Source organism: Streptomyces roseolilacinus (assembly GCF_014649335.1).
GTDB classification, from domain to species: Bacteria; Actinomycetota; Actinomycetes; order Streptomycetales; family Streptomycetaceae; genus Streptomyces; species Streptomyces roseolilacinus.
In genome coordinates this window covers 73,046-98,770 of sequence record NZ_BMSV01000013.1, presented here as the reverse complement: position 1 = coordinate 98,770, position 25,725 = coordinate 73,046, and the positions used below count along the sequence as shown (strand labels likewise).

Below are 25,725 nucleotides of genomic sequence, written 5' to 3'. Positions count from 1 at the left end.
TCAGACCTCCAGGAGCGTGTCGAAGGCGGACGGGAGCTGCTTCCAGGCCGTACGGCCGGCGGCGTACTCCGCATCGGTGAGCAGGCAGGATCCGAGCAGCTCGGCGAGCCCCTCGCGGTCCAGTCCCGGCGAGGTGAAGACGAGGTGCTGGCAGCGGTCGCCGAGCTCCGGGTCCCAGTCCAGCGCGGCGGCGGCCCGGCGTACCGGCGGCACCATCTCCCAGGCGGCGTCCGGCAGCGAGGCCAGCCACGGGCCGGCGCTCTCCACGCACAGGGCGCCGCCCGCCGCGTCCCAGGCGAGCAGCGTGTCGGGCCGGTCCGCGAGCCAGAACCGGCCGCGGCTGCGCGCGGCGGCGCAGGTCAGGTCCTCCAGCGCCGCGTACAGCCGCCCGGGGTGGAAGGGCCGGCGGTCCCGCCACACGTAGGTGCTCACGCCGGCCGCGTCCGCCTCCTGCGGGAGCAGCGCGCAGGCCGGGTGCTGGGCGGCGGCCGCGGCCTCCACGTCGAACCCGGCGAGGACGGCCGCGGCCAGGTCCCCGTCCGGTACGGCGACGCGGTGGGCCGTCGGGTGGAGCTGGGCGAGCAGCGCGCGGTCCTCGTCGTCGGCCTCCGGGCTGTCCAGGACGGCGAGCACCGGCGCGTACTCCAGCTGGCGGGCCCAGGTGTCGGCGACGGTCCGCTGGTCCGTGGCGGCGGCCGCGAGCCCGGCGTCCGCCAGGTCGTCGCCGTTGCCCAGGTACGGGAGGAGCAGCGCGGGGTCCACGGCGGTGACGACCCCGGTCAGGTCGAGCCCGGCGGCGGCCACGACCTCGGCCATCGCCTTGGGCTCGACCGAGTCCCACAGCTCCACGACGGCGAGCCGGGTCAGGCCGGCGCCGGCGAGCCGCTCCAGCTCCGGCACCAGGTCCTCGCGGAGCGCGCAGCAGGCGCAGTCGTTGACGAGCGGCGCCTCACCGGTGGAGAGCACGCCGGTCGCGTCGCGGACCGTCCGGACGACCGTGCCGCGCTCGGCGGTGGACAGGTCGTGGTGGAGCGCGACGCTGCCCGGCACGGAGGCGAGCAGCCGGTCGACGGCGGCGCGGCGGGCGTCGGAGTGGAGCCCGCCGACGAGGGCGACGGAGAGGGGGACGGAGGACATCAGCGGACCTCGCGCCGCCCGGCGGGCCCGGGCGCGCCGGCGCCCGCCGCGCCGTAACGGCGCTCGAACCGCTCCACGCGCCCGGCGGTGTCGAGGACGCGCGCCTGGCCGGTGTAGAAGGGGTGGCTCGCCGAGGAGATCTCGACGTCGACCACGGGGTAGGTGTTGCCGTCCTCCCACTCCACGGTCTTGTCGCCGGACAGGGTGGAGCGGGTGAGGAAGGCGAAGCCGCCGGCCTTGTCGCGGAAGACGACGGGTCCGTAGGCGGGGTGGATTCCGGGCTTCACGGCGGTCAGCGCTCCTCTCGGAAGTCGACGTGCCGGCCGACGACCGGGTCGTACTTGCGCAGGGTCAGGCGGTCGGGGTCGTTGCGGCGGTTCTTGCGGGTCACGTAGGTGTAGCCGGTTCCGGCGGTGGACCGGAGCTTGATGATCGGGCGTAGTTCGTCGCGGGCCATGGGGGTACAGTAAATGGAAATGGTTTCCATTACCAAGACAATGTCCCGAGAGGTAGGTCACCCTTGTCCGCCCACTGCCAGCTGACCGGCGCCCAGCCGGGCTTCGGCAACCGCGTCTCGCACTCCCACCGGCGCACGTCCCGCCGCTTCGACCCCAACATCCAGCGCAAGCGCTACTGGCTGCCCAGCGAGGGCCGCTACGTGCGGCTCGTCCTCAGCGCCCGCGGCATCAAGACCGTCGACACGATCGGCGTCGAGGCGGCCGTCGCCCGCATCCGCGCGCGGGGGGTGAAGGTCTGATGGCGAAGAAGAGCAAGATCGCGCGCAACGAGCGCCGCAAGGCCGTCGTCGAGCGGTACGCCGCCCGCCGCGCCGAACTCAGGGAGATCATCCGTCGTCCGGGCACCCCGGAGGCCGAACGCCTCGCCGCCTGGCGGGAGTTGCGGCGCCAGCCGCGCGACGCCAGCGCCACGCGGGTGCGCAACCGCGACTCCGTCGACGGCCGACCCCGCGGCCACCTGCGGAAGTTCGGCATCTCACGGGTGCGCCTGCGGGAGCAGGCGCACGCCGGCTTCCTCCCCGGGGTGCGCAAGTCGTCCTGGTAGTGCCGCGGGCCCTTCCTGGTAGCTTGGCGCGATCTGATCAACCGACAAGGGGGACTCGAACGTGCAGAAGCTGGTACGGAAGGGCGCGGCCGTCGCGGCGGTGCTGGTCTCGGCCGTCGCGCTGACCGCCTGCGGCTCGAACGGCGAGGTCGCGAAGCCGGGCGACGGGGGCGGCTCGGCCGCGCCGTCCGCCGGAGCCTCGGGGTCCGCCGCCCGCGTGGCCCTCGCCGACGCCGAGGGCGCCTGGCTGGGGGTGACGGACGGCAAGCCGGTCACGCTGACGATCAGCAAGGGCGGCCAGGCCGTGGTCATCAGCGAGGCGCACGTCTGCCAGGGCACCGCGAAGGAGGGCGACACCCTCACGCTCGCCCTCACCTGCAAGGACGGCAACACCGACCGCGCGTCGGGCACGATCGGCTCCGCCGACGGCAAGCAGCTGGTCGTCACCTGGGACTCCGGCAAGACGGACACGCTCGCCAAGCCGGCCGCCAGCGGCCTGCCCACGAACATGCCGTCCATCCCGGCCCTGCCGTCCCTGCCGCCGCAGTCGTAGGACCGCGTACGCCGCCGCGGCCCCGCGGCCACGGCGGCGTACGGGTCCCGGCGGGTGCGGGTCCCGGCGGGGGCGGCGCGTGCGGCCCGCGGCCCAAGGCGCCGCACGGCCCAAGGCGCCGCACGGCTCGGGGTGCCGTGCCGCTCAGGGCGCCGCGCGGCCCGTGTCCGCCCGGTCGGCCGCGGCCCTGCCGTGGTCCCAGCCCGCCGCGTCCGTGGCGCCCCGGACCCGGGTCGTCGTGGCGCCCGGGAACATCCGGTCCGTACGGGCCGTCACCGCCACGTCCCGCGCCGCCAGGACCGGCAGCAGCGTCGGCTCCCCGGCGGTGATCCGGCGGGACGTGGCCGCCAGGCGGTCGCCGAGCCGCTGCGCGTACGCCAGCAGGAACGACTGCCGGAACGTCTTGGTGCGCTTGCGGCCCCCCGCCCGCTGCGCCGCCTCCGCCCTCGCCATCGCGGCCTGCCCCTGCACCAGCAGCGAGGTGTACAGCAGCTCCACCGCCTCCAGGTCCGCCTCGTAGCCGACGACCGCCGAGAAGCCGAACTCCTCGTTCCACACGGCGCGGCAGCGGTTCGCGCCGGCGACCGCGTCCAGCAGGATCGCCTTCGCCGTCTCGTACGGGGGCTCCACCCCGATCCGCGCGGCCGCCGGCTCGTCCGGGGCAAGGCCGCCGTGCGCGCGGGCGGCGAGGGCCGCCTCGTCCAGGCTGTGGCGGGCCATCAGCTCCTGGGCCTTCGCCGTGAGCGCCTCCGCCTCCTCCGGGTAGTCCGTCGCCTCCGCCTTGGCCAGCAGGGCCCGGATCCGGGCCAGCGTGCGCGGCTCGCCCTCGACCGGCGCCGTCAGCGAGGCGGCCCCCGGCGGCGGGGCGACCGGCTCCAGGGCGGGCAGCCGGGCCAGCAGGCGGTACAGCTCCAGCACGGCCGTCGCGTACGAGAACCGGTCGGCCCGCCAGGGCTCGGTGTCCAGCGCGGCGAGCTGCTCCCGCCAGCGCGGCGGCAGGTGCGCGTACCCGGCGGACTCCCCGGCCACCAGCACGGACACCAGCCGCACGTGGTGGCCCTCCAGGTCCCGGCGCACGAGCCGCACCACGTCGGCGGGCTGCCAGCCGCGCGCCCAGGCCCGGCGCAGCAGCTCCTCCCCGCGCCGCGCCAGCTCCGCGTCGGCGGACGGGTCGGCGGCCAGCAGGGACGCGGCGGTGTCGAGGGCCGCGGTGCCGTCCGCGTACAGGGCGGAGCCGAGGGCCCGCTCGACGGTCGACCCGCCGCCCGCCCCGGCGCTCACGGCCGCCGCCGGTCGTCGTAGGCGCGGCGGGCCTCCGCGATGGACCCGCGGTGGGCGAGGGACCAGTCGACGAGCGCCCTGACCAGCCGCGTCAGGTCGTGACCGGTCGGCGTCAGCTCGTACTCCACCTGCGGCGGCACGGTGGCGTGCACCGTCCGCGTGACCAGGCCGTCGCGTTCGAGGCGGCGCAGCGTGAGGGTGAGCATGCGCTGCGAGATGCCCGGGACGAGCCGCCGCAGCTCCCCGAAGCGCCGCACGCCCCCGGCCAGTTCGACGACGACGTGCACCGTCCACTTGTCGCCGAGCCGGTCCTGCACGTCGCGCACGCCGCAGTCCTGCGCGCAGCTCAGCTCGGCGGGCGCGTCCCCACCGGTTACCTCCGTGTGCCCCACGGACATGAAAGTGCCTCCTTACCCGTACGCCGCCACCACACCCACCATGGTCGCAGCGCACACGTCCACGGAACGGGGGGCATTCCCATGTTGTTGATCACCGGTGTCTCGGGCGGGCTCGGCGGACTGGTCGCCGGGCACGCAGAGGGCCGCGACGACGTCCTGCTCGGCACCCGCTCGCCGGACGGCCGGCCCGCCGCGCGCCGGGTGGACTTCGACGACCCGGCGTCGCTGCCCGGCGCCTTCGCGGGGGTGGACACCCTGCTGCTCGTCTCGGCCGGGTACGGCGAGGACGACGTGGTCACGGCCCGCCACGGGGCGGCGATCGACGCGGCGGAGCGGGCCGGGGTGCGGCACATCGTCTACACCAGCCTCTCCGGGGACGGCGACCACCTGCCGTACGCCCTCCCCCACCGCTGGACCGAGCGGCGGCTGCGCGCCTCGACGGCGGCGTGGACGGTGCTGCGCAACGGCCTGTACGCCGAGCTGCTGGCGGCGCTCGCCGCGCCGGACGCCGACGGCCGGATCACGGCGCCGCTCGGCGGGGGCGCCCTGGCGGCGGTGGCGCGGGCGGACCTGGCCGAGGCGGCGTTCCGGGTGGCCGTCGACCCGGCGCCGCACACCGGCCGGGTGTACGAACTGGTCGGCGAGGTCCCGCTGGGCGGCGCCGACCTGGCGGCGGCGGTGTCGGGGACGTACGAGCCGGGCGACGGGCTCGCCGCGGCCCGGGCGGCGGTCGCGGCGTCGGGGGCCGCGCCGTTCCAGGTGCCGATGCTCACCGGCACGTACTCGGCGATCGCCCACGGCTTCCTGGACGGCACCGGCGTGCCCCGCGGCCACCTGCGCGGGCTGCTCGGCCGGGAGCCGCGCCCGGCGGTGGACGTGTACGCCCGCGCGGTGGGGTAGGGCTCCCCGGGACGGCGGGCCCCGGGGCGGGGGCCGCGCGAGCGGAGGGAGCGGGCCGTGGGGGAGAACAAGCGGAGGATGCTGGCCGGGGAGTGGTACCTGCCCGACGACCCCGAGCTGGCCGCCGACACCGAGCGGCGGATCGCGCTGTGCGCCGCGTACAACGCGCTGCCGCCCGCCCCGCCGCAGGAGGGGGCGCGGATCCTGCGGGAGCTGCTCGGCGCGGTCGGGGAGGGGGTGCGGATCAGGCCGCCGTTCCACTGCGACTTCGGGTACCACGTCGGCGTCGGCGACCGGACGTTCGTCAACTTCGGCGCCGTGTTCCTGGACTGCGCCCCCATCACGGTCGGCGCCGACGTCCAGATCGGCCCGAACGTGCAGCTGCTCACGCCGACGCACGAGCTGGACCCCGTCCGGCGGCGGGCCGGCTGGGAGCGGGCCGCGCCGATCACGATCGGGGACGACGTCTGGCTGGGCGGCGGGGTGATCGTCTGCCCGGGGGTGACGATCGGCGCCGACACGGTGGTCGGCGCCGGTTCCGTCGTCACCCGGGACCTGCCGGCCGGGGTGCTCGCCGTCGGCAACCCGGCGCGGGTGGTCCGGTCGCTCTGACCGGGCCGGCTCCGGCCCCGGGGCGACGGCTGCGGGGTGACGCGGCCCCGGGGTGACGGCTGCGGGGGATTGTCAGTGCCGGGTGCCAGACTCGCACCCGTGAGCGAGCGGTGGGCGCTGGACGACGTCGAGGGCGGCGGGGCGAGGCTCGTCCCCCTCGGCGGGGACGGTCTGCCCGCCGGTCCCGTCGTCACCGAGCCCGACCTGGTGGCGGCGGTGCGGTCGCGGCCGGAGGTCGACCGGTGGGTGTGGCGGTCCACGGCCGACCTCCATCCGCGGCTCCTCGCCGCGGGCGTGCGCGTCGAGCGGTGCTACGACGTCGAGGCCGCCGAGCAGCTGCTCCTCGGCCACGAGGGGCGGCTGGGCGAGCCCCGGTCGGCGGCGGCCGCCTGGGCGCGGCTGCACCACCGCCCGGTACCGCCCGACCGGCCCGCGCGGGCGGCCGGGCCCGGGGCGCAGTCCCCCCTGTTCGAGACGGGGCACGGCGGCCCCAAGGTGCCGTTCGAGGGCCTCCTGGAGGTGTACGCGGAGCAGCAGCGGCGGCACGCCGCCGCCGAGCACCCGGACCGGATGCGGCTGCTGACGGCGGCCGAGTCGGCGGGCACGCTGGTCGCCTGCGAGATGCACCGGGCCGGTCTGCCGTGGCGGGCGGACGTGCACCGGGCGGTGCTGCACGAACTGCTGGGCGAGCGGTACGCGGGCGGGGGCGAGCCGCGCCGGCTGGCGGAGCTGGCGGCCGAGGTGTCGGCGGCGTTCGGGCGGCCGGTGCGGCCGGACCTGCCCGCGGACGTGGTGCGGGCCTTCGCGGAGGCCGGGATCAAGGTCCGGTCGACGCGCCGCTGGGAGCTGGCGAAGGTCGACCACCCGGCGGTGGAGCCGCTCCTCGCCTACAAGAAGCTCTACCGGATCTGGACGGCGCACGGCTGGGGCTGGCTGCAGGACTGGGTGCGCGAGGGCCGGTTCCGGCCCGAGTACGTGCCGGGCGGCGCGGCCAGCGGGCGGTGGACGACGAACGGCGGCGGGGCGCTGCAGATCCCGAAGGTGATCCGGCGGGCGGTCGTCGCCGACGAGGGGTGGCGGCTCGTCGTCGCCGACGCCGACCAGCTGGAGCCGCGGGTGCTGGCGGCGATCTCCCGCGACCCGGGGCTGATGGAGGTGGCGGGGCACGACGGGGACCTGTACACACGGCTGTCGGACCGGGCCTTCCCGGGCAGCCGCGAGCACGCCAAGCTGGCGCTGCTCGGCGCGATCTACGGGCAGACCAGCGGCGACGGGCTGAAGAACCTGGCGGCGCTGCGGCGGCGGTTCCCGCGCGCGGTGGCGTACGTCGACGACGCGGCCCGCGCGGGCGAGGAGGGCCGGCTGGTCCGCACGTGGCTGGGCCGGACGAGCCCGCGGGCCGTGGGCGCCGGCGAGGCCGAGGAGGCGGGCATCCCGCAGGAGGACGACCGGGCCCCGGCGGGCACGGGCGCGGACGCCCGCGCGCGGGGCCGGTTCACCCGGAACTTCGTGGTGCAGGGCAGCGCCGCCGACTGGGCGCTGCTGATGCTGGCCGCGCTGCGGCGGGCGACCGCGGGGATGCGGGCCGAGCTGGTGTTCTTCCAGCACGACGAGGTGATCGTGCACTGCCCGGCGCAGGAGGCGGAGGCGGTCGCCGCGGCGATCCGCGCGGCCGGTGACCTGGCCGGGCGGATCGCCTTCGGTGACACGCCGGTGCGCTTCCCGTTCACGACGGCGGTGGTGGAGCGGTACTCCGACGCGAAGTGACCGGGTGCGCCGCGGCGGGCGGGCCGGCGGGCGCTACTTCACCAGCTTCAGCCACTGCTCGCTGGTGGCGAGGGCCTTGAGCTGCTCGACGGAGAGCGCGGGCTCGGCGCGCGTGGCGGGGTCGTGCTGGGCACCGGTGTTGAACGCGGACACGACCACCCGGTACCCGCCGGGGCGGATGGTGTCGACCGTCCACATGACGACGCCCTCGCCGCCCTTCTCCCCGGGCTGCTGCCGGACGACGACCTTGGTGCCGTCGGGCAGGGTCTCGTACCCGCCCGGCGGGAACAGCTGGTCCTCGACGTCGCGCATGTCGGGCTGGGCGTTGACCTGGACGAGGCTCCTGCCCTCGCCGTCGTCGACGACGGCGTACCCGTACCCGTCCTCGCCTCCCCGGTCGGACACGGTGAGGTCCCGGGGCAGCAGGGAGAGCAGCGTGGGCCATACGGCCGCGCCGTCGAACGCGGCCCCGGCGAAGCCGCCGGGCACCGGCTCCCGCCGGGACTTCCCCGTGGAGCCGGACGCGCCGGCCACGGGCTTCCCGCCCGCCGCCTTCCCGGCCGCCGGCTTCCCGGTGGCCTCCAGGACGGGCGCCCACGCCGGGTGGGTGACGATCCGCCTCATCTCGGCGGGCGTGAAGGGCGGGTCGGTGCGGGAGACGGCGGCGCCCTTCTGGGCGGGCGCGTTCCAGGTGCCGAGGTCGACGACCAGTCCGTCCGGGCGCAGGAGGGTGGCCCGCCAGTGCTTGGTGTCCTCGCGGCGGTCCGGGTACTCGTACCCCTGGTAGATCATCAGCCGGCCGCCGGGCAGGTCCTTCGTGACGCAGGCGTCGTACGCGTTGAGCGCCTTGTCCGGGCACTCGGAGAACCCCTTGTCGCCGGGGGTGGCCTGGAAGAAGCCGATGCCGACGGCCGCCTTGCCCCGGCCGTCGTCGTAGACGCCGCTCGCCGTCGGCCCGCGCTCGTCGTCGGTGCCGCGGGCCGCGGTGTCCGCCAGCCGTCCGCGCGCCGGGAGGACCCGGCGGAAGGTCGCGAGCAGCGCGTCGGCGTGGACGGGCGCCGCGGAGGGGGCCTCCCCGACGGCCGGCGGCGCCGCGGCGACGGAGGCGTGGCCCTCCCCGCCGCCGAGCGCGCCCGCCGTGTACGCGCCCCCGACGCCGACCAGGGCGAGCGCCACCGTGCTCGCGGCGACCGCCCCGGCCCGCCGGCGCACCACGCGGCGGCGCCCGCGCGCCAGTCCCCCGGCCACCAGGCCGTCCCCGTCGCCCGCGGTGAAGCCGTCACCGGTACGGCGCAGGGCGACGGAGAGTTCGTCCTCGAAATTCTCTTCGGCTGACATGCTGAATCACCAACTCCGATCCATGGATCACGTGGTCGTACGGCAGACGGTCAACGGGCGGCGTACTCGGCGATGCCGCCGCCGAGCCGTTCCCTGAGCCGTGCCAGCGCGCGCACCGACCGGGTGCGCACGGCGGCGGAGCTGACCTGCAGGGCGCGGGCCGTCTCCTCGATGCTTCGGTCCTCCCAGTAGCGCAGCACGACCACCGCCCGGTCCTTGGGAGCCAGCGCGGCGAGGGCGTCGAGCAGCGCGACCCGCAGCGCCGGGTCGTCCCCCGGTGTGCGGGCGTGCGCGCTGTCGGGCAGTTCGCCGAGCGGCCGCTCGGCGGCCGCCCGGCGCCGCCGGTGGCTCAGGAAGACGCGGACGAGGACGGTCTGGGCGTACGCGGCCGGGTTGTCGATCCGGGCCGCCCGGCCGATCGGGCCGGTGCGCCCCCACAGGGCGTACATGCGGCCCAGCGTCTCCTGCACCAGGTCCTCGGCGAGGTGGGTGTCCCCGCTGGTGAGCAGGCAGGCCGAGCGGAAGAGGTGCCCGGACCGTGCGGCGGCGAACTCCAGGAACTCGTCCGTGCGGGACCTACTCATGCCCTCCCCTTCGCGCCGCTGTCGTCGTTCACCCCCCTGACGCGGTGGCCCCCCGGGAATGTTTCACCCCGACGCCGAACCGGTTCGGCGCGCCCCCGCGCCACGGCCGCCGGAGCCCCGGGGCGGCGGGCCGGGGGCCGGGGCGGACGGGTGCACGTGTGTCTGTTTCGTCCCCGTGGGGGTACGCGTGCCCCATGGACGCTCTCATCACGTACGGCGCGGAGTTCGCCGCGAAGGATCACATCGTCGGGATCGGTCCGCTGGTGGCGGGCATCCTCCTCGTCGGCTTCCTCATCGGCGGTTTCTGGCTGGGCCGGCGGATCTGGACCAAGGAGCCCGCGCCCCCGGCCCCGGAGGAGCAGCCGCACCGGCCGCCGGACGCCGGGCTGCCGGGCGAGGTGGAGGGCCACCGCAGGCCCGCCGAGGTGCCGCAGAGCGAACGGCGGATGATGCCGTACGAGCTGAAGCACGAGAACAGCGAGCCGGACACGGCCCCCCTGTCGGACCACGACCGCAAGTGGCGCGGGGCGCCCAGCGGCGGCTTCGGCAGCGGAGGCCCCACCACGGGCAGCTGACCCCGCTCCGCTCCCGCCGACGCACCGGTGGCCGCGTGCCCCCGGTGCGTCGGCGTGCCCGCACGCCCGCGTGCCCCGGGCCCGCGCACCCCGTACGCTCCGCGCCCCGCGGCCCCGCGAGCGCCCGCGTCCGCGCCCGGGGACGCATGCCGGGACCCGGCCGGGGCACCCGGCCGCCATGGTGACGACGGAGACGGGAGCGGTACGGGTCTCGGCCCGGGACGCGGCACGGATCGCCGCCGTGGTGGTGGCGCCCACGCTGGCCGCCGGGGTGATCGTGCGGCGGCGCGGCGGCATGGCCCTGGCGGAGCGGTACGCGGTGGACCGGCGGGCCATCGGCCTGCTCGGCGAGCTGCGGCGGCGGTACGGGAGCGGTCCCCTGCGCGCGGACGTGGGCGGGCGGCACTTCGCGCTGGTGCTGCGCACCGACGACGCCCTGCGCGTCCTGGACGCCACCCCCGACCCGTACTCGCCGGCCACCCGCGAGAAGCGGGCCGCCCTGGAGCAGTTCCAGCCGCACGGGGTGCTGATCTCGCGGGGCGCGGAGCGCGCCGGGCGGCGGGCCCTCAACGAGTCCGTCCTGGAGACCGGCAACCAGCTGCACAGCCTCGCGCCCCGGCTGGTGCGCACCGTGCGCGAGGAGGCCGGGGGGCTGCTGCGGTCGGTGACCGCCGACGCGGGCGAACTGGCGTGGGACGACTTCGCCGCGGCGTGGGACCGCACCGTACGGCGGGTCACGCTGGGCGACGGCGCCCGCGACGACACCGCGCTCACCGCCATGCTGGGCCGCCTCCGCGCGACCGCCAACTGGTCGGTCGCCGCCCCGCGCCGCACCGGCCTGCGGGAGCGCTTCGAGCAGCGGCTGCGCGCCCACGTGGGGCGGGCCGAGCCGGGCAGCCTCGCCGCCGCGCTCGCCGCGACCCCCGCCGGACCGGGCCTCGACCCGGCCGGGCAGGTGCCGCACTGGCTGTTCGCGTTCGACGCGGCGGGCATCGCCGCGTACCGGACCCTCGCCCTGCTGGCCACCCACACCGCGCAGGAGGCGCAGGTGCGTGGCGAGGTGGCCGTCACCGACCTGACCGAACCGCACCTGCTGCCGTACACGCGGGCCTGCGTCCTGGAGTCGGTGCGGCTGTGGCCGACGACGCCCTTCCTGCTGCGCGAGGCGGTGCGGGACACCGAATGGGGCGGCGGCACGCTGCCCGCGGGGACCGGGTTCCTGGTCTACACGCCGCTGTTCCACCGGGACGACGCCCTGCCGTACGCGGACCGGTTCACGCCCGAGGTGTGGCTCGACGGGACCGCGCAGGACACCGCCGGGCTGCTCCCCTTCAGCGCGGGGCCCGGCGCCTGCCCGGGCGAGGACCTGGTGCTGCTCCTGACGTCGACGCTGCTCGCCGCGCTGGTGGAGCGGCACGCCTGGCTGCCGGACCGGCCCGGGCGGCTGCGCCCCGACCGGCCGCTGCCGCGCACCCTGGACCACTTCGGGCTGAGGTTCGCGGTGCTCCCGCACCACTGACCCGGCGCGGCTCCGGCCGCTTGCCGGGAGTTCCGGTACGGGCGGAGTCGTTGTGACATGATGCGATGGATCCGACACGCGCTGTGAACGGAAGGGTTGTCATGGCCTCAGGCACCGGAAAGTGGGAGCGCATGTCCTTCGCTCCGCGTCCCGGCCACGGGCACGCCGCGGTGACCCCCGCGGCCCGTCTCGGGTCCGCCGACGCGGTCCCGGTCTTCGCGGCGCTCGCCCGGGAGTGGCGGTCCGAGGGCCGCGTGGTCCCGGGCGCGCGGGACCACGAGTGGGAGCTCCTCGTCGGACGTCCGGCGTGGCCCGGGCGCTGAGCGCCCACCGCCGGGGCGCGCCCCGTCCCGCGCCGGCCGCCCGCCGCGCCACCGGCCGGCGCGGCGGGGGGACCGGCCCCGGTCAGCCCCGCACGCCGGCGCCGGCCGGGCGCCTCCCGGACCTGGCCCCCGGCACCGCCGCCGGCCGCCGCTCGGCCCGGAGCCGCCGCTCGACGCCCCGCACGAGCCTCCCGGCGGTGTAGGCGGCCCCGTACACGAAGCGCATGGCCGGGCCGTACGCCGGCGCGGTCAGCAGCCCCGCCAGGAACAGCCCCGGGTGGGACGACTCGAAGTGGCCGCTCACCTCCGGGGCGCCGCTCGCGCCGACGGTGCGCAGCGTGCGGCGCACGTCCTCGGGCAGCACCTCCACCCGGTCCAGGCGGGGGGCGAAGCCGGTCGCGGCGATGACGTGGTCGGTCTCCACCTCCACCGTCGGCACGGCCGTCCCGGAGCCGTCGGCGAGGGTGAGGCGCACGCGGTCGCCGCGCGGCCCGGCCGGTACGGCGGCCACGACGGTCCTCCCGAGCCGCACGTCGGACACGGCGGCGAAGCGGGGCCGCAGCCACCAGGCGCCGGCCGGGCCCAGGGCGGTGTCGAAAAGGTGTTCGCGGGTCGTGTCGGGCAGGTGCCGGAAGACGCCGGGCGTGCGCGCGTACAGCATGTTCCGCCACCCGCAGCCCAGGCCGGTGTGCGGGGCGAGGACGGCTTCCCGGCGGCCCCGGCGCAGGGCCGGCGGGACGGTGTTCCACACGAGGTCGCGGGAGCGGGCCACCACCCGCGTCCGGGCGCCGAGTTCGGCGAGGAGGACAGCGGTCTCCAGGGCGGCCTGGCCGGCCCCGAGGACGGTCACGTCCCGGCCCGCGAAGGCGGTGAGGTCGGTGAGGTCGCTGCTGTGGGACACCCGGTGCGGCATCAGCGGGCGCAGCCCGGCCGGTACGTCGGTGAACGGCATGACGCCCAGCGCGAGCGCCACCGTGCGGGCGCCCCTCTCCTCGCCGTCCTCGGTCGTCACGGTGAACCCGCCGTCCGGGCGGGGGCGCACCGCGACGACGGTGCGCGGGTCGACGGCGGGGACGGCCCGCCGGGCGAACCACTCGCCGTACTCGGCGAAGAACCCGACCGGCAGCGGCACCCCGTGCTCCGCCCGCCTCCCGCGCGTCGCGGCGTACGCGGCGAGGCGGTACGCGCCGGCCGGGTCCGACAGGTCCGACGCCCAGGGCTCGGACTTCAGGAGCATCCCGGGCGGCATGTGGCGCCAGGAGCGCATCACCTGGCCGTGGACGCGCACGTCGAGGCCGCGCGCGGCCGCGTGGGCGGCCACCGACAGGCCGTACGGACCGGCGCCCACGATCACCAGGTCGTCGTCGTGCATCGATCGCACCGCTTTCGTCATCGTCTGGGGGTGGAAGGGGCGGAGGAGGGGGGAGGGGCCGAGGAGTCGGGAGGGGCGGAGGCCGGGCGGGGGCCCGTGGCACGGGCCGACGGCTGGGCCGGGATCGGGGCGCGGGCGCCCGCTCCGGCGTGCCAGACCCGGCGCGGCACCGCCCAGACGCGGCGGGCCAGATGGGCGGTCCAGGCGCGGGCCATGGCGAGCGCGGGCGCCGGGTCGTCCGCCGCGTACCAGGCGGTCTCCAGGCCGCCCGACGGGCCGGCCCCGCGCGCGCGGGGCCGGGGCGAGGCGAGGACCGACAGGGCGGCGTAGTTCTCGACGGCGAACCTGCGCCCGTACGAGCGGACGAGGTCCGGCACCGGACGCCCCGTCAGGTCCAGGTGCAGGGCGCGGACCACGTCCAGGCCCCAGGGGTCGGAGAACAGCCGGAACTGGGCGCCGGGCCGGGGGTTGAAGTCCAGCAGGTGGTACGCCCCGGTGTCCGGGTCCCGGCGGAAGTCGAGGTCGACGACGCCCCGGTAGCCGAGCGCGCCCACCAGGCCGCGCGCCAGGCGCTCGACGGCCGGGTTCGGCGCCCACGTCCCCACCGCGGTCAGTCCGGCGCCGTCCGGCCAGGAGCGGACCTTCCGGCCGGTCGCGGCGACGCGGCACGCCCCGGCGCTGTCGCAGTACCCGTGGAAGAACCAGTCGCCGTCCCGGCTGGCGGGCAGGTACCGCTGGAGCAGCAGGGGGCTGCCGGCCTCCGCCCCGCGCGCGTGGAGCTCGCGCACCTGGCGGGCGGAGCGGGCCAGGACGGTGCTGCGCAGCCCGGAGCCCGGGGGCAGCAGCCAGGGGCGGCTCCACTTGGCCACGAGGGGCAGCCCGAGGGAGGCGGCCATGGCGGCGGCCTCGTCGGCGTCGGCGGGGACGAGGGTGCGCGGGTGCGGGACGCCGAGGCGGCGGCAGGTCGCGGCGAGCGCCGCCTTGTCGGCGACGAGCGAGGTGAGCCCCCGCGGCTGCTCGGGCACCAGGAAGCGGCGGACCGGGCCGTCCGGTTCGCGGCGCAGCTCGTCCAGCGCGACGGCGGTCGCGTCGTCCAGGGGCAGGAGGACGGCGGGCGCCCCGGCGAGGGCCTCGGAGACCTGGGCGAGGGCGCGGCGGACGCCCGCGGGGCCGTCTTCGGCGGGGCGGGGATGGCACCGCCGCACGTACCGGGAGCGCGCCACCGGCTCCCCGGGGGAGCCGGCCACGACGTGGACGGGGACGCCCGCACGGCCGAGGGAGCGCGCGGCGCCGAGCGTGCCGTGGTGGAACGGGTTCCGGTCGAGCCGTACCAGTACGGCGGCGACCCGGGTGTCAAAGAGCGGCACGGCATGTCCTCGTCTCGGTGCCCCGACTGGGCGATGAAATCCACTGATGGGCTAGGAAAAAGCCGGGCCGGCTTCCCGGTCGGCTTCCAAGGAATACGTTCTTTCCAGACGAATCGATAACGAAGTGATGAACGGCGTGACGTGACGCGGCGGCCGGTGAGGGAGTGGCGATGACCATCCGGAACGGAAAGAAGAAGAAAGCCTGGCTGGGGGCCTGCGCGGCCGGCCTGCTGGTCTCGGGGTCCGTACTGACGGCCCAGGCCGCGCAGGCGGCCGAATTCCGGGCGGGCGCCGACCCGGTGGCGACCGGCGAGACGGCGCTCGGCGCCTATCTGCACTACGGCCCCACCGGAATCCGGCGCATGGAGGAGCTCGGGCAGTGGCTGGGCGGCACCGAACTGCGGGTCGGTCACACCTACCTGCCCGGCGACCGCTGGTCCAACATCGCCGGGCAGGTGGGTTTCCTGGAGGACTGGGCGCGGTGGCGGCAGGCCCGCGCGGACCGGATGTTCGTCCTCAACGTGCCGATGATGGAGCGCAACGAGAGCCGGCTGCCGGACTTCCTGGTCCGGCGGCTGCTGCGGGCGGGCGCCGAGGGCCGGTTCGACCAGCACTTCCGCGCGCTCGCGGAGCGGCTGGTGGGGCTGGGCGTGCCGGACACGGTGGTCGTCCTCGGCTGGGAGATGAACGGGACGACGTACAGCCACCGGTGCGGGCCGGACCCGGAGGCGTGGAAGAGGTACTGGAACCGCATCGTCACCACCATGCGTGAGGTGCCCGGCCAACAATTCCGGTTCGACTTCGCGCCCAATCGGGGCCGGGACGCCATTCCGTGGACCGAGTGCTATCCGGGCGACGACGTCGTGGACATCGTGGGAATGGATTCCTACGACCAGCCGCCGGGCCGGACCTTCGACGAACAGGTGAACGAACCGTACGGGCTGCGGGACCACGTGGAATTCGCCGCCGCCCACGGAAAGCCTATCTCCTATCCCGAGTGGGGCCTGTTCCGAAACGGCGACAATCCCGAGTACATGCGCCGGATGCTCGAATGGGTGAAGGAGCACCGGCCGCTTTACCACTCGATCAGCGATTACTGCCCGCACGGCGTGTGGCAGTGCGCGAGCAACCCGAGGTCGTCCGAGGTGTTCCGGTCGATGCTGTCGGGGCGGGACACGCCGCCGGCGGAGCCGCCGACCCGGCCCGACGAGCCGACCGCACCGGACGAGCCGACCGAACCCGACGAGCCGACCGAACCGGACGGACCCGCGGACCCGGACGGACCCGCGGACCCGGCGGGCGGCGCGGACGGGCCGGGGTGCGGCGTGCCCGTGGACCTGGGTCCCTGGATCAGGAAGTGGCTCGACGCCGGTCCGTGCGCCCCGGGGAAGGAGGGGTCCCCCTTCCGGTCCTGAGGCCGCGCCGCAGCCCGTGCGCCCAGGACCGGTCGCGGAGCCGGTCCGCCGCCCAGCGCCGCCCGGACGCGTACGCCGCCCGCACCCACAGCGCGGGCGCCGTACGGCGGCGCGCCAGCAGCAGCCGCTGGTTGCGGACCACGGACGGGCGCCAGTGGTGCTTGTACGGCTCGTCGCCGCGCAGCAGGCTCAGCGTGCCGCAGCCCGCCTCCCCGGCGAGCCGGGCGCTGTTGCGGAGCAGCAGCGTCGCCACGTCCACCTTCAGGGAGCGCAGCGCCGGGTCGGCGCCGTACAGGTAGCCGCCGGACAGCAGGGGCGAGAGCAGCATCAGGTCGGCCGCCACCACGTCGCCGCCGACGAGGAACTCCGTCACGCGGGCGTGCCCGCTCTCGGCCATCCTCCGCGCGGCGCGGCCGAGGTGCTCGGCGAACCGCTCGGTGAGGTGCTCCTCCGTCACCCCGCGCCCGGCCCACTGGCGGTGGTGCAGGTCGAGCAGGCGGCGCAGCGCGCCGGGCACCTCCTCGGCGGGGACGGGCCGCGCCTCGATGCCCTCCCGGTCGATCCTGCGGAGCTTCGCCCGGGACCGCTGGGCCCGCGCGGACGTGAGCCGGCGGACGAGTTCGTCGACGGGCACGGGCGGCAGTTCCAGGCACACCGAGTCCGGCAGGCGGGTGCGCGGGCCCGGCCAGCAGGCGAGGAGCCGCTCGGCGGCGGCCCCGGGGCGGACCTCCCGCAGGTCGACCACGGCGCGCGTGGCGAGGCCGGCGAGCGCGGCCGCCAGTACGGGGAGGGCCTCGGGCCGGTCCTCGTCGACGAGCACGTCGCCGTAGTCGGTGAGGGGGCCGCCCAGGAACGCCAGGGTGGGCACGCGGGCGCGGGTGAGCCACAGGGGGGCGGCGGCGACGAGCCGTCCGTCGCCGGCCCGGCGCACGAGGGCGACGCGCAGCCGGCCGGGGGCGCCGTAGGAGAGCCACCAGGAGTGCAGCCAGGCGTGCGTCTGGAACGGGGTGGCGGTGGGGCACCGCCCGTACAGGTCCGCCCACTCGGCGGCGAGGGCGGCGAAGTGCCGGTCGTCGCGGCAGACGGTGACGGTGAGGTCCCCGGCCCGCCGCGCGCCGGCCGCCGGGGCGCGGGTGCCGACCGCGCTCATGCGGTCCCCGCCTGGGACGCGCCCTTGACGGCGGGCCCCGGCACGGCGGCCCCCCGCCCCCCGGACCCCGCCCCGGAACCCGCCGCGGACCCCCGCGCCCCGCCCCCGTCGGCCGGGGCGCCGCCCTCCGCGGCGGTGCCCCCGTCCGCCGCCGCTCCCCCGGCCGCGGCGGTGCCCCGCTTCGGGCGGACCAGCAGGAACAGGCCGCCCAGGAGCCCGCCGCCGGCGGCGCCGACCAGGGCCGCCAGCGGGGCCGACGGCGAGGCGGGGCTGGTCGGGGTCGTCGCGCGCGAGAACTGCACGACCCGCACGCGCGTGCTGGCCTGCGTGTGCGCGCCCTTCTGCACCAGCGCCCGCGCCACCCCGTCCGCCATGGCGGCGGCCGTCTCGGGGCGGTCGGAGCGGGCCGTGAGGGAGATCATCGGCGCGTCGGGCGAGGTCGCCGCCGCCACGCTCGCCCGGAGCGTCGCGGGTGACACGCGCGCCCACACGGCGGCGTCCCCGGTGAGGGCGACGTCCGTGGCGACCTTCCCGTACGCCTGCGCCAGGCCCATCGCCCCGGCCGGGTCGGACCCCTCCCCGGGGACGACCACGACGTAGCTGGTGGCCGCGTACTCGGGGGTGCTCAGCAGCCCGTACGCACCGCCGGCGACGGCGCCGGCCAGCACCGCGGCCGGCACGGTCCAGGCGCGGCCCGGGCGCCCGGCCCGGGCGGCCCGGCGGGCGAGCCTGCCGAGCAGGCGCCGTACGGGGAGGGTTCGCGGGGTCATCGGTCACTCGCTTCTCGGTAGAGGGTCCGGTACAGGGTCGTCAGCTGCCGCGCGCTGCGCGCGATGTCGTAGCGGTGCGCCGCCGGGGGCACCGGGCGCCGCCCGGGCCGCGCCGCGTGGGCGGCGCGGGCCTCGCGCACCGCCGCGGCCACGTCGGCGACGGTGCCGCCGATCCGCCGGGCGTCGGGCGCCTCCTCCGGCGGCAGGTCGTCGAGGGCGGGGCAGGCCACGTACCGGACGGGCAGCCCGGCGGCCAGCGCCTCGACGACGGCGAGCCCGAACGCCTCGTCGGCGGACGGGGACACGAACAGGTCCATCGCGCAGAGCAGCGCCGGCAGGTCGCGGGTCACGGCTCCCGCCCACACCACCCGGTCGTCCACGCCGCTCGCGGCCGCCAGCCGCTCCAGCCGCTCCCGGTGCGGGCCCTCCCCGACGAGGAGGAGCCGTACGTCGGCCGGCAGTTCCGCGACGGCGCCGACCAGCGTGTCGAACCGCTTGCCCGGCACCAGGCGGCCGACGCCGCCCACCACGTACGCGTCGGCGGGGACGCCGAGGCGGCGGCGGGCGGCGGCGCGGGCCGCCTCGTCGTGTGCCAGGCCCGCCGCGTCGATGCCGTTGGGCACGACGCGGATGCGGTGCGGCCGCACGCCCCAGTCGGTCAGGCGGTGGGCGACGGTCTCGGAGACGGCGACCGTGGCGCTGCCCAGCCGTTCCGTCGCCAGGTACAGGGCGCGGGCCCCGGTGCTCAGGGGGCGGCCCTCGATCTGGCCGGCGCCCAGGGAGTGCTCGGTGGCGACGACGTGCCGCACCCCGGCGAGGCGGGCGGCGATCCTGCCGTACACGCAGGCCCGGTACAGGTGGGTGTGGACGATGTCGTAGCGGCCGCGCCGGATGAGCCGGGCGAGGCGGGGCAGGGCGGCCAGGTCGCGGTTGCCGCGCATGCCGAGGTGGGCGACGGGGACGCCGTCCGCGCGCAGGGCGTCGGCGACGGGTCCGGGGTTGGTGAGGGTGACGACGGCGCTGTGGACCGGCAGGTGGCGCAGCAGGAGCCGCAGTTGCTGCTCGGCGCCGCCGATGCCGAGGCCGGTGATGACGTGCAGGACCCTCATGAGGCGTGGGCCGGGGCGGCCGGCAGGTCGGCGGGGCCCCGGCGGCGCAGCGCGTGCAGGCGCCGCTTGGCGTACAGCCGCAGGGCCGTGTCGCGCTGCCCGACGTGGACGCGGGGCAGGGCGTGGACGCCGCTCAGGGCACCCGGGTCGATGGCGCAGGCGTACGCGTAGCCGGCGTCCCGCACGGCGGCCACCACCCGCGCGTCGACGTGCCCGTACGGGTAGCAGAAGCCGGCGGGCGGCTCGCCGGTCAGGGTGTGCAGCAGGTCGCGGCTGCCGCGCAGTTCGTCGCGCAGCGCCGCGTCGTCGGCGGCCGGCAGGGAGACGTGCCGCAGGCCGTGGGAGGCGACCTCCATGCCGGCGTCGGCGCAGCGGCGGAGCCCCTCGGCGGTGAGGAGGGGTTTGCGGGGGCCGAGCGGGTCCCAGGCGTTGTCGCCGCAGAGCCGGCCGGGCAGGGCGAAGACGGTGGCGGTGCAGCCGTGGCGGCGCAGCAGCGGGACGGCGTGGTGGAGGAAGTCGGCGTACCCGTCGTCGAAGGTCAGCCCGACCAGCCCGGTGGCGTCCCCGCGCGCGCGGGCGTCGAGGAGGTCGCGCACGGCGACGCCGCGCAGCCCCCGCGCGCGGAACCAGCGCAGTTGGGCGTCGAGCCGTGCGGGGGTGACGGTGACGCGGTACGGGTCATCCCGGTCGGTGTCGACGGAGTGGTACATCGCGATCCAGGGGGGCGTCGGGCGTCGGAGCATGGCGGTGCCTTCGCGAGAGGGGGCGCGGGAGGGGGGTGCGCAGCGCCACGCGGGTGAGGTGGGGCACGAGGGGCGCCCGCAGCGCGTGTGCGGCGAGGACGAAGACGGCGAGGACGGCGGCGGCCGCGAGGACCGCGCCCAGGAGGGGGTGGGCGGTCCACGAGGCGCACAGGCGGCCGGCGGTGGTCGCCGCGGCGGCCGCGGCGACGAGCCGGGCGAGGCCGGCGACGACGGTGCGGGCGGACAGCGGGACCTGCCGGCGGCCGGTGCCGGCGAGGAGGACGGCGGCGGTGAGGGTGATGCCGGCGGCGTTGGCGAGGGCGATCCCGGCGGCGCCCCAGCGGTCCACCCACAGGGCGCCCAGGGCGGCGTTCGCGGCGACGCCGAGGCCCATCGCGACGGCGGGGAACCACAGCGGGCGGGACGCCGAGAAGTAGCACCGGCCGAGCGCGCTGACCAGGGCGTGGCCGAGCAGGCCCAGGGCGTACACCCGCATGACGGAGGCCGTCGCGGCGGTGTCGGCGGCGTCGAACGCGCCGCGCTGGAAGAGGAGCCCGACGATCTGCGGGGCCGCGGCGGCGACCGTCGCCGCGCCGACGAGGACGATGACCCCGGCGAGCAGCAGGTCCCGTTCGGCGCGGCGCCGCGCGGCCTCCCGGTCGCCCGCGGCGATGGCCCGCGCGATGACGGGGAAGCTGACGGTGCACAGCATCAGCGACAGCACCATCGGCAGCTGGGCGACCTTCTGGGCGTAGTTGAGGTGCGAGATCGCCCCGGCGGGCAGCGGCGCGGCGAGGAACCGCTCGACGAGGACCTGCGACTGGCGGCCGACGGCGAAGACGATGACCGGCGCGACGAGCGCGAGGACCACCCCGCCGGCCGCCGCGGCGCGGTCCCGGTCCCCGCCCCGCTCCCGGTCCCCGCCCCGGTCCCGGTCCGCTGCGCCGGTGGCGCGCCTGCGGAGCCGCCCCACCAGGGAGGGCGCCTGGACCAGCGCCATCAGCGCGCCGCCCGCCGCGACACCGGCGGCCGCCGCCCGGACGCCCCAGGCGGGGCCGAGCAGGACGACCGCCGTGATGATGCCGGTGTTGTACGCGACGTAGATCGCGGCGGGGGCGAGGTAGCGCCCGTGCGCGCGCAGCGCGGCGCTGAAGTACCCGGCGAGCGCGAACGACAGGACGCAGGTGGCGGTGAGCCGGGTGCAGTCCACCGCGAGCCGCTGCTCCGGCAGTCCCGGCGCGAGCAGCGGTACGAGGAGGGGCGCGGCGGCGGCGACCAGCGCGGCCGCCGCGGCGGTGCCGACCGCGGTCCGGGGCAGCGTGGTCCGTACGAGGCCCAGCACCGGGTCCGGCCCGGCCGCCCCGGCCTCGGCGCGCAGGGCCAGGGCGCGGCTGAACGCGGGGACGAGGACGAGCGCCATGGCGTCCTCGATGAGCAGCGTCGACGCGAACTCGGGCACCGTCCAGGCCACGAGGAACGCGTCGCTGTCGGGTCCCGCGCCGAAGGTGCGGGCGAGGAGCTGGTCGCGGAGGAGGCCCAGCAGGGCGCCCGCCGCGGTGAAGGCCGCCGTGAGCAGCGCGGCGCGCGCGAGGAACCGGTTGGACGGCACCCCGGCGGGCCCGCCGGACCGCGCCCCGTCCGTCAGCGTGGCGGCGCCCCCGCTCACGGGCGCCGTCCCGGGGTCCCGGCACCCGGGCCACCGGACCGGTCGGCACCCGGGCCGCCGGGCCGGTCGGCGGGCGGCCGGGCGGCCAGGGCCCACCAGGCCGCCGCCCCCAGCACGACGGCCGTCAGGACCGTGGACGGGCCGCCGATGTCCGCGTACAGGAAGTCCACCAGCTGCCACCCCAGCAGTCCCAAGGCGACCAGCGCGCAGTCCAGCCGGCGGCCCGTGCGGCGGGCGGCCGGGAGGCGGCGGCAGCCGCACACCAGCAGCGCCAGCCAGCCGCCCGCGATCGTCACCAGGCCCAGCAGGCCCTGTTCGCCCAGGATCAGCAGGTACATGTTGTGCGGCGACAGCAGCGGCTGCCTGCGGAAGCCCATGCCCGCGCCGGCCGTGTCGCTGCCCGACGACAGGGCGAGCGACGCGTGGCCGTCGCGGTACGCGGGGAAGCCCTTCAGGCCGACGCCGGTGAGGGGCCGGTCGCGCCACATCCCGGCGGCGGCCGCCCACATGGTGTACCGGTCGGTGACGGACTGGTCGGGCGCGGCGGTGACCCGCGTGATGCTGGCGACCCGCTCCTGGACCATCGCGGAGCCGACGCCCAGGCCGCCGACGAGGACGACGGCGAGCGCTCCGGCCGTCAGGGCCGCCCCGAGGAGGCGGCGGAGCCCGGTCGCCGCGAGCTGCGCCGCGCAGGCGAGGACGGTGGCGATCCAGGCGCCGCGGCTGAAGGACAGCACCAGCGGGACGGTGAGGAGCGCCGCGCAGGCGAGGGCGGCCACCCGGGTGCGGCCGCGGGCCGGCGCGCCGAGGGCGAGGCCGACGGCGGCGACGATGCCGTACGCGACGGCGGTCGCCATGCCCATCACGTCGGTCGGGCCGAAGGTGCCGACCGCGCGGACGTCCTCCCCCCGGTACGAGGCGCCCGTCCCGGTGGCGTACTGCACGACGCCGACGCCGCCCTGGACGAGGGCGAGGCCGATGAGCGCCCAGGCGACGGCGGTGAGGTCCCGCCGGTCGCGCAGGGTCAGGACGACGGCGGCCGGGACCAGCACGAACACCTGGAGGTGGCGGACGAGGCCGGGCAGGGCGGCGGCCGGGTCGTGGGCGGTGGCGGCGGCGGCGCAGATCCCCACCACGGGCAGGGCCAGGACGACCGCCGCGACGCGGGTGAGGGGCCGTACGCGCGCGCGGGCGACGCGCACGGCGCACCACAGGACGAGGACGCCGGACGCCGCGTCCGCGACCGTCCCGCCGGAGCCGGGGGCGCCGCCGGGCGGCACCGCGAGGAGCGCCACCACGGCGAGGAGCGGCACCAGGTGCGCCCGGCGGGCCAGGGCGGCCGGCCAGGCGGGCGGGACGCGCACGGACGCGGGGAGCCGCAGCCCGTACGGGGCGGGGACGGCGGGCGTGGCCATCAGCTGCCCGCCGGGCGGACCAGCGTGGCGGCGGTGTGCAGGAGGATGCGCACGTCCTGCCAGAGGGACCAGTGGTCGATGTAGTGGTTGTCGAAGCGGCAGCGGTCCTCGATGGAGGTGTCCCCGCGCAGCCCGTGCACCTGGGCGAGGCCGGTCAGCCCGACCGGCATGCGGTGGCGGGCGGCGTAGCCGGCGTGCAGGCTGCTGAACCGCTCGACGAAGTAGGGGCGTTCGGGGCGGGGGCCGACGAGGCTCATGTCGCCGCGCAGGACGTTCCACAGCTGCGGCAGCTCGTCGAGCGAGGTGCGGCGCAGGAACGAGCCGACGGGGCTGAGCCGTTCGTCGTGGGCGACGTTCCAGCGGGTCTCGGCCTCGCGCTCGTTCTCGGGGCGCAGGGTGCGGAACTTCAGGAGGGTGAACAGCCGCCCGTTCTCCCCGACGCGCTCCTGCCGGAACAGGACGCCCGGCCCGTCCGCGAGGCGTACGGCGGCGGCGCACAGCAGCAGGAGGGGCGCGGCGGCCAGCAGCAGCAGCCCGGCACCGGCGACGTCGAGGGCCCGCTTGGCCGTCCGCCCGGCGCGGGCCTCGAGGGGCTCCAGCGGCCGCAGCGCGTACCCCCACAGGTGCCGCCCCATGGGCACGGGGGCGGCCCCCGCGGGGGCGGGGGCGCCGACGAGCCAGAGGGCGCAGCCGTGCCGGCGGAGCAGGGCGACGTGGTCGGGGCAGGGCACGCCGTCCGCGCCGGCGACGAACAGGGCGTCGCGGACGTCGTTCTGGATGACGGCGCGCTGGACGTCCTCCGGCGAGGTGAGCACGGGCGGCCCCGGCGGCGGCGCGGCGTCGGCGGGCTGCGGGACGTCCCGCGCGGCGGGCGTGACGAGCCCGACGGGGAGGACGCCGTACTCGGGGTGCTGGTGCAGCAGCGCGGCGAGGTGGTGCGCGGCGGGCGCGTCCCCGACGACGAGGGCGGCGCACGGCCGGTCGCGGGCGACGCGGCGGCGCCGGCGGTGCACGGCGCCGCGGAAGGCCGCGGCGGACGCGAGGTGCAGGAGGTACGCGGCGGCGAGCGTGCCGGGGCCGAGGGCCGGGTCCGGGGACCGGGCGGCGAGCAGCGCGGCGGCCGCGCACCACAGGAACGCGAGCCGCGCGGCGACGGCGGGGACCTCGTCGAGGAGGGTGGGGTACGCCCCGGCGCGTACGGAGCCGAACGCGTCGGGCCGGTACAGCCCCGCGTGCGCGTGGAGGGCGACGGCGGCGACGGTGAGCTGGAGGAGCAGGGCCGCGGACCGCTGCCCCGGGGGGAGGGCGAGCGCGGCGGGCAGGACGGCGAGGCAGTCCGCGGCGACCAGGGCGGAGGCGAACGGGGCCCTGGGGAGGGGGTGGGAGCGCGGCGGGGCGGTCCGCGCGGCGCTGCCGCGCTGCGGGGCGAGGCCGGCCGGCCGGGTGGTGTGGGGGCCGGACGTGCTGGTGCTTTCCGTGGTCACTGGGTGATCGGCTCTCTGCGCTCGTGGTGGCGCGCTCCGGCCGCCACCTCGCGGTACACGTCGGCGATGGCGGCACCCGCGCGTCGCACGTCGAAGCGGGCGAGGACGTGCTGGTGCGCCTGGCGGCCCAGGGTCTGCCGGAGGATGGGCCGTTGGAGCAGCCGGACGAGCGCCGCGGCCAGCGCGTCGGCGTCGCCGGGTGGGACGAGGCAGTGCGCCGCCTGGCCGGGCGGCAGGCTCTCGCGGGCGCCGTCGACGTCGGTGAGGAGGACCGGGCGGCCCGAGGCCATGGCCTCCAGCGGGGCGAGGGCCATGCCCTCCCAGCGGGACGGCAGGACGACGAGGTCGGCGGCCCGGTACCAGGGCAGCGGGTCGGCGACGGCCCCGGCGAGGAGGACGGACGGGTGGGCCGCGGCGCGCAGCCCGCCGGCGGCGGGGCCGTCGCCGACGAGGACGAGCCGGGCCAGCGGCACGCGCGCGCGGACGGTGTCCCAGGCGCGCAGGAGGACGTCCTGCCCCTTCTGGCGGCACAGCCGGCCCACGCACACCACGACGGGCGCGGCGGCGGGGGTGCCGGCCAGGAGCGCGGTGCGGGCCGCGGCCCGTTCGGCGCCGGTCGGGTAGGGGCCGAACCGGCCGGTGTCGACGCCGTTGTGGACGACCGTCCAGGAGGCGCGCACGCCGGCCTGCTCACCGCGGCGGCGTTCGGCCTCGCTGACGCAGATGACCCGGTCGGTCCACCGGGCGGCCCACCGCTCCCAGCGGCGGGCCAGGGCGGCGGTCGGGCCGTCGACGGCCTCGAACGACCAGGCGTGCGGCTGGTACACGGTGGGGAGGCGGCCGCGTACGGCGAGGCGGGCGGCGAGCCCGGCCTTGGCGCTGTGCGCGTGGACGAGGTGGGGGCGCACCAGCGCGACGAGTCCGGCGACGGCGCGGCTCTCCGCGACGACGTCCCGCCCCGGTTCGCGGCGGGCCGGCCAGGGGTGCACCTCGGCGCCCCCGGCGCGGGCGGCGGCGGCGAGCGGGGTGTCGGGCGGGCAGGCCACGGCGACGCGCATGCCCTGCGCCACGTGGGCGCCGACCACATCGGTGACCACCCTGGCCACCCCGCCGTCCCCGGGCTGGACGACGTGCAGTGCGGTGAGGGGAGGACGCACGCGTGTCCCTTTCTGACGAAGTGGTGGC

At 77.7% G+C, this 25,725-nt stretch carries 27 protein-coding genes; 10 read left to right on the top strand and 17 right to left on the bottom strand.

All coding sequences use genetic code 11. The features are described from left to right. The 3 genes from IE106_RS26705 to rpmG are packed head-to-tail and all read right to left on the bottom strand — an operon-like array spanning position 1 to position 1,594. Positions 1-1,137: a CobW family GTP-binding protein gene (locus tag IE106_RS26705; protein WP_189537787.1), complete on the bottom strand. Its 1,137-nt coding sequence runs from the start codon at positions 1,135-1,137 to the stop codon at positions 1-3. Beyond that, positions 1,137-1,424, bottom strand: a complete 288-nt coding sequence (locus IE106_RS26700) for a type B 50S ribosomal protein L31 (RefSeq protein ID WP_189537786.1) — start codon at positions 1,422-1,424, stop codon at positions 1,137-1,139. The genes IE106_RS26705 and IE106_RS26700 overlap by 1 nt, the downstream gene beginning before the upstream one ends. A gap of 5 nt (positions 1,425-1,429) precedes the next feature. After that, entirely contained in the window at positions 1,430-1,594 is a 165-nt protein-coding gene (gene rpmG / locus IE106_RS26695) for a 50S ribosomal protein L33 (RefSeq protein ID WP_010470368.1), read from the bottom strand. A 63-nt stretch (positions 1,595-1,657) separates the two neighbouring features. On the opposite strand from rpmG, the gene rpmB reads away from it, so the two are divergent. From rpmB to IE106_RS26680, 3 genes are all read left to right on the top strand, one after another. Beyond that, complete coding sequence (rpmB, locus tag IE106_RS26690) at positions 1,658-1,894, top strand: 50S ribosomal protein L28 (protein WP_189537785.1); 237 nt, start codon at positions 1,658-1,660, stop codon at positions 1,892-1,894. Next, entirely contained in the window at positions 1,894-2,199 is a 306-nt protein-coding gene (gene rpsN, locus IE106_RS26685; RefSeq protein ID WP_189537784.1) for a 30S ribosomal protein S14, read from the top strand. The genes rpmB and rpsN overlap by 1 nt, the downstream gene beginning before the upstream one ends. Before the next feature lie 61 nt (positions 2,200-2,260). Beyond that, positions 2,261-2,752, top strand: a complete 492-nt coding sequence (locus tag IE106_RS26680; protein WP_189537783.1) for a hypothetical protein — start codon at positions 2,261-2,263, stop codon at positions 2,750-2,752. A 144-nt stretch (positions 2,753-2,896) separates the two neighbouring features. Here IE106_RS26680 and IE106_RS26675 read toward each other — a convergent pair whose 3' ends face one another. Together IE106_RS26675 and IE106_RS26670 are read right to left on the bottom strand one after the other, a co-directional pair. Further along, the gene (locus tag IE106_RS26675; protein ID WP_189537782.1) at positions 2,897-4,033 is read right to left on the bottom strand and encodes a DUF2786 domain-containing protein; all 1,137 of its coding nucleotides are present in this window, start codon (positions 4,031-4,033) and stop codon (positions 2,897-2,899) included. Beyond that, a complete protein-coding gene (locus tag IE106_RS26670; RefSeq protein WP_189537781.1) occupies positions 4,030-4,431 on the bottom strand; it encodes a winged helix-turn-helix transcriptional regulator in 402 nt (133 codons plus the stop codon). Before IE106_RS26670 ends, IE106_RS26675 begins: the two co-directional genes overlap by 4 nt. Positions 4,432-4,512: 81 nt before the next feature. Here IE106_RS26670 and IE106_RS26665 point away from each other — a divergent pair, with 81 nt between their 5' ends. The 3 genes from IE106_RS26665 (at position 4,513) to IE106_RS26655 (ending at position 7,710) form a co-directional block, all read left to right on the top strand. After that, positions 4,513-5,331: an NAD(P)H-binding protein gene (locus IE106_RS26665; RefSeq protein WP_189537780.1), complete on the top strand. Its 819-nt coding sequence runs from the start codon at positions 4,513-4,515 to the stop codon at positions 5,329-5,331. A 57-nt stretch (positions 5,332-5,388) separates the two neighbouring features. After that, positions 5,389-5,943 carry a sugar O-acetyltransferase gene (locus tag IE106_RS26660; protein WP_229840824.1) on the top strand — a complete coding sequence of 185 codons (555 nt, stop codon included), beginning with the start codon at positions 5,389-5,391 and terminating at the stop codon, positions 5,941-5,943. Between the two features lie 99 nt (positions 5,944-6,042). Then, entirely contained in the window at positions 6,043-7,710 is a 1,668-nt protein-coding gene (locus IE106_RS26655) for a bifunctional 3'-5' exonuclease/DNA polymerase (RefSeq protein ID WP_189537779.1), read from the top strand. 33 nt (positions 7,711-7,743) lie between these two features. On the opposite strand, the gene IE106_RS26650 is transcribed toward IE106_RS26655, so the two are convergent. Both IE106_RS26650 and IE106_RS26645 read right to left on the bottom strand, forming a co-directional pair. Further along, positions 7,744-9,048, bottom strand: coding sequence for an NADH-quinone oxidoreductase subunit E (locus IE106_RS26650; protein WP_189537778.1), 1,305 nt, complete (start codon positions 9,046-9,048; stop codon positions 7,744-7,746). A 50-nt stretch (positions 9,049-9,098) separates the two neighbouring features. Beyond that, positions 9,099-9,632, bottom strand: a complete 534-nt coding sequence (locus IE106_RS26645) for a SigE family RNA polymerase sigma factor (protein ID WP_189537777.1) — start codon at positions 9,630-9,632, stop codon at positions 9,099-9,101. Between the two features lie 194 nt (positions 9,633-9,826). Here IE106_RS26645 and IE106_RS26640 point away from each other — a divergent pair, with 194 nt between their 5' ends. The 3 genes from IE106_RS26640 to IE106_RS26630 all read left to right on the top strand — a co-directional run bounded on the left by IE106_RS26640 (position 9,827) and on the right by IE106_RS26630 (position 12,049). Next, positions 9,827-10,207, top strand: coding sequence for a DUF6479 family protein (locus IE106_RS26640; RefSeq protein ID WP_189537776.1), 381 nt, complete (start codon positions 9,827-9,829; stop codon positions 10,205-10,207). Between the two features lie 178 nt (positions 10,208-10,385). Then, positions 10,386-11,726, top strand: coding sequence for a cytochrome P450 (locus IE106_RS26635; protein WP_189537775.1), 1,341 nt, complete (start codon positions 10,386-10,388; stop codon positions 11,724-11,726). Positions 11,727-11,827: 101 nt separating this feature from the next. Then, positions 11,828-12,049 (top strand): hypothetical protein, encoded by a 222-nt coding sequence (locus tag IE106_RS26630; protein ID WP_189537774.1) that lies wholly within the window; start codon positions 11,828-11,830, stop codon positions 12,047-12,049. 82 nt (positions 12,050-12,131) lie between these two features. On the opposite strand, the gene IE106_RS26625 is transcribed toward IE106_RS26630, so the two are convergent. Next, positions 12,132-13,421: an NAD(P)-binding domain-containing protein gene (locus IE106_RS26625; protein WP_189537773.1), complete on the bottom strand. Its 1,290-nt coding sequence runs from the start codon at positions 13,419-13,421 to the stop codon at positions 12,132-12,134. 17 nt (positions 13,422-13,438) lie between these two features. After that, on the bottom strand, positions 13,439-14,788 hold the full coding sequence (locus tag IE106_RS26620) for a carboxylate--amine ligase (protein ID WP_189537772.1): 1,350 nt from the start codon (positions 14,786-14,788) through the stop codon (positions 13,439-13,441). 170 nt (positions 14,789-14,958) lie between these two features. Here IE106_RS26620 and IE106_RS26615 point away from each other — a divergent pair, with 170 nt between their 5' ends. Further along, positions 14,959-16,203 carry a glycoside hydrolase family 26 protein gene (locus tag IE106_RS26615; RefSeq protein ID WP_189537771.1) on the top strand — a complete coding sequence of 415 codons (1,245 nt, stop codon included), beginning with the start codon at positions 14,959-14,961 and terminating at the stop codon, positions 16,201-16,203. Here the strand turns inward: IE106_RS26615 and IE106_RS26610 are convergent. Genes IE106_RS26610 through IE106_RS26575 form a run of 8 tightly spaced genes read right to left on the bottom strand, consistent with a single transcriptional unit; the run spans position 16,139 to position 25,697 of the window. After that, positions 16,139-17,353, bottom strand: coding sequence for a GNAT family N-acetyltransferase (locus tag IE106_RS26610; RefSeq protein WP_189537770.1), 1,215 nt, complete (start codon positions 17,351-17,353; stop codon positions 16,139-16,141). The genes IE106_RS26615 and IE106_RS26610 overlap by 65 nt on opposite strands. Continuing rightward, on the bottom strand, positions 17,350-18,123 hold the full coding sequence (locus IE106_RS26605; protein ID WP_229840822.1) for a YveK family protein: 774 nt from the start codon (positions 18,121-18,123) through the stop codon (positions 17,350-17,352). The genes IE106_RS26610 and IE106_RS26605 overlap by 4 nt, the downstream gene beginning before the upstream one ends. Next, positions 18,120-19,232 carry a glycosyltransferase gene (locus IE106_RS26600; protein WP_189537769.1) on the bottom strand — a complete coding sequence of 371 codons (1,113 nt, stop codon included), beginning with the start codon at positions 19,230-19,232 and terminating at the stop codon, positions 18,120-18,122. Before IE106_RS26600 ends, IE106_RS26605 begins: the two co-directional genes overlap by 4 nt. Beyond that, a complete protein-coding gene (locus IE106_RS26595; RefSeq protein ID WP_189537768.1) occupies positions 19,229-19,975 on the bottom strand; it encodes a polysaccharide deacetylase family protein in 747 nt (248 codons plus the stop codon). The genes IE106_RS26600 and IE106_RS26595 overlap by 4 nt, the downstream gene beginning before the upstream one ends. Beyond that, positions 19,911-21,641, bottom strand: coding sequence for a lipid II flippase MurJ (locus IE106_RS26590; protein WP_373295988.1), 1,731 nt, complete (start codon positions 21,639-21,641; stop codon positions 19,911-19,913). The genes IE106_RS26595 and IE106_RS26590 overlap by 65 nt, the downstream gene beginning before the upstream one ends. Then, positions 21,638-23,056 carry an O-antigen ligase family protein gene (locus IE106_RS26585; protein WP_189537767.1) on the bottom strand — a complete coding sequence of 473 codons (1,419 nt, stop codon included), beginning with the start codon at positions 23,054-23,056 and terminating at the stop codon, positions 21,638-21,640. Before IE106_RS26585 ends, IE106_RS26590 begins: the two co-directional genes overlap by 4 nt. Continuing rightward, on the bottom strand, positions 23,056-24,540 hold the full coding sequence (locus tag IE106_RS26580) for an exopolysaccharide biosynthesis polyprenyl glycosylphosphotransferase (RefSeq protein ID WP_189537766.1): 1,485 nt from the start codon (positions 24,538-24,540) through the stop codon (positions 23,056-23,058). Before IE106_RS26580 ends, IE106_RS26585 begins: the two co-directional genes overlap by 1 nt. Beyond that, entirely contained in the window at positions 24,537-25,697 is a 1,161-nt protein-coding gene (locus IE106_RS26575; protein WP_229840821.1) for a glycosyltransferase, read from the bottom strand. Before IE106_RS26575 ends, IE106_RS26580 begins: the two co-directional genes overlap by 4 nt. Positions 25,698-25,725 lie beyond the last annotated feature (28 nt).